Below are 2,357 nucleotides of genomic sequence, written 5' to 3'. Positions count from 1 at the left end.
CTGGCGACCTGTCCCCTGTAGAGTTTGAACGGCGCTACGCGCAACGAGGGTCTTGAGTGTCTACGGAACCCTGGGCGTATCACACCGCTTTCAATTGCCTCGCGGTATGACTGGCGCATAGTGTTCAAGGCTTGCGCCGTCTCTGCGCTGGTGATCGAGGCATGATTCGAGCCACCGGGCTTGTCGTAGTAGCTTTTCCCAGTATCTGGATCGGCAATACTCGCCCACTCTTGCGCGAGAGCATTTTGTGCATCATGTAACGATGAACCCGGCTCACCGGTAATGTAATTGCGAACGTCAGACTTCTTGTGCGTTATCAGGTAGTCAGAAAATACCTGATCTTGAACCTCTGGAGTAAAAGCATGGGACCGATCAAGACCTAATTTATCTACAGCAGCGCTCATTGTAGAGGGGATGACCTGATAGCGTCCCACCGCAAAAAGCCGGTCTTCATCGCCTCTAGGTAAAGCCTGACTATCCATGACATCGCTAACAGTCATGGATGAAAAATCCAAGGGGCCTGTGCTTCCGCGGATATGCTCTCGCCCATCAGCTCCAACATAGGTGCCTCGGTTATAAGCATTATAGTTGCTACGCCCAGACTCACCGCGCTGAATAAAATCCGCTAAGGGACTACTCATATCTCGCACCTCCTGTGAAGTTGAAAAGACTGAATTCAATCAGTCGCCACTGGATGAAACATCCCACCAGGAAACAAAAAGTCGGGACTTCTTACCTTCCACCAAACCGTCATGGATCTCACCATAGGTGGACACTTTCAAGACTTTACGGCCATCGTTAGTGGAGAATTCTGTTATGCAGTGACCATCACCACTACAGACATTCAGTTCAGGCAAGTCATCACAAACCGCACATTGTTGAGGATCCTTTGAACATATGCTTTGAAAGTCATCACCGACCACATTTTTTTTACATTCGGGATGATTTTTTGGCTTCCAGTTGCGGGAAATCACACTTTTGCGTAGATCACCGTATGGCATACCCTCTTTAAATCCAACCGCGAGCTTCTGGATATCAACCGATTCAGAACTTGACTGTGCGCTTACATTTTCTTTATGAGCAGAAGGAAATTCCGAATTTTCACTTCCTTTTGAAATATCGCCCTGCGGAACAGGCTTACTTGCACCGTCGCTCAGAATCTGGGATTGGCTCGCAACGATTCTCTGCTGCGGTAGACTTTCTTGCTTGCATGCACTCAGACACGACAGTACTGCGGAAATTAATGCAAAGTATAATCCTTTTGAAATTTCAATCACCCCGAAGCCCTCATCAATGCCAAGATAATTAAGATAGATAAAGTATAATTAAAATTATATAGGCATTAGCCTAGCGCACGGGAGTCACCCACCATATTAACCTTCATTACTCGCAAGTCGATTACTTATAGCCGGCGCATCCCACTAAGGCTTTAAGGCAAGACCATGCTAGCCCGAACTATCAAGCATTGAGCACGCTATCAACTGAGCTAGTGCAAACAGACGCATCAAACCGAAAGATAATTTTACAACCAGTTAAATCAAGGGGAGCTCTAAAACTTTTTGAATATCGGCTTAGTACAATCTTTATAAATAACAGAACAGTTTGATCCGCCCTTTTTTCTACACATATCCATTGCGTCGGCTTCTGCAAGAGCCATACTTGGTCCACCTGCCACCCCTGACCTACCCTGCGTCGAGCTCGGAGACGCAAGTGCAACACATTGATTCCGATAAGTGAAAGTAACAGTACAGCCATGAAACCCTGCGACCTGACATTGATCTATTGCGTCAGCCTCCGCATCTTTTTTTGATGTCTTTCCTATGGATGCCCAAGCCTCGGAACTGTCTTCTGCATTGACAATAGCCCCCCAAGTTTTAATCCATTCGCCTGTAGGCCTAGGTGGAGGCATTGGGCTATCGCCCCTAGAAGTCCCGGAATCGGGTCCACATTGCGGGCTACCCGGCGCCACACCGACAGGGCAAGCAGTTTGAGCATCTGCATTGCCCACAAAAGCCAATAAAAAAAATAATATATATAAAATTCGCATACACATTGCCTTATTAGATTTAGCCATTCTGATTGTTGGAAGCTATTCCGCGAGCACCTGTACTTACTGTAGAAGTAGGCGTCTCATTACCACTGCTTCTCGTATTAACTTGACTGACCCTTCTTTGGTCATCTACAGAACGCACATCATCATTACCCGGCGCAGCCGGCTGATAAGGCCGCCCAGCCCCAGGCTCCTGATTGGCCCGGTCCAATTGCCCCAGTGCCGAGTACGCCGTGAACTGACCCAGCGTGCCCTGGAAGAAGGCCGCTGCCATCGGTGGTGCGGTGACGATCAAGGTTGTCATGAC

Annotated in this window: 2 protein-coding genes and 2 pseudogenes; all 4 read right to left on the bottom strand. The window is 48.1% G+C overall.

The window, feature by feature from the left end; all coding sequences use genetic code 11:
- A pseudogene (locus XcyCFBP4188_RS22805) lies at positions 1–500 on the bottom strand (glycoside hydrolase family 104 protein); the annotation flags it as partial.
- Between the two features lie 180 nt (positions 501–680).
- The gene (locus tag XcyCFBP4188_RS22800) at positions 681–1,277 is read right to left on the bottom strand and encodes a hypothetical protein (protein ID WP_146094084.1); all 597 of its coding nucleotides are present in this window, start codon (positions 1,275–1,277) and stop codon (positions 681–683) included.
- Positions 1,278–1,549: 272 nt separating this feature from the next.
- Positions 1,550–1,909: a DUF4189 domain-containing protein gene (locus tag XcyCFBP4188_RS22195; protein WP_343125165.1), complete on the bottom strand. Its 360-nt coding sequence runs from the start codon at positions 1,907–1,909 to the stop codon at positions 1,550–1,552.
- A 157-nt stretch (positions 1,910–2,066) separates the two neighbouring features.
- Positions 2,067–2,357: pseudogene (locus XcyCFBP4188_RS22190) on the bottom strand (type IV secretion system protein); the annotation flags it as partial.

The organism is Xanthomonas hortorum pv. cynarae, assembly GCF_002939985.1.
GTDB lineage: Bacteria > Pseudomonadota > Gammaproteobacteria > Xanthomonadales > Xanthomonadaceae > Xanthomonas > Xanthomonas hortorum_D.
Note: the sequence above shows the minus strand (reverse complement) of the source record. Positions and strands in the feature narration are given on the sequence as shown.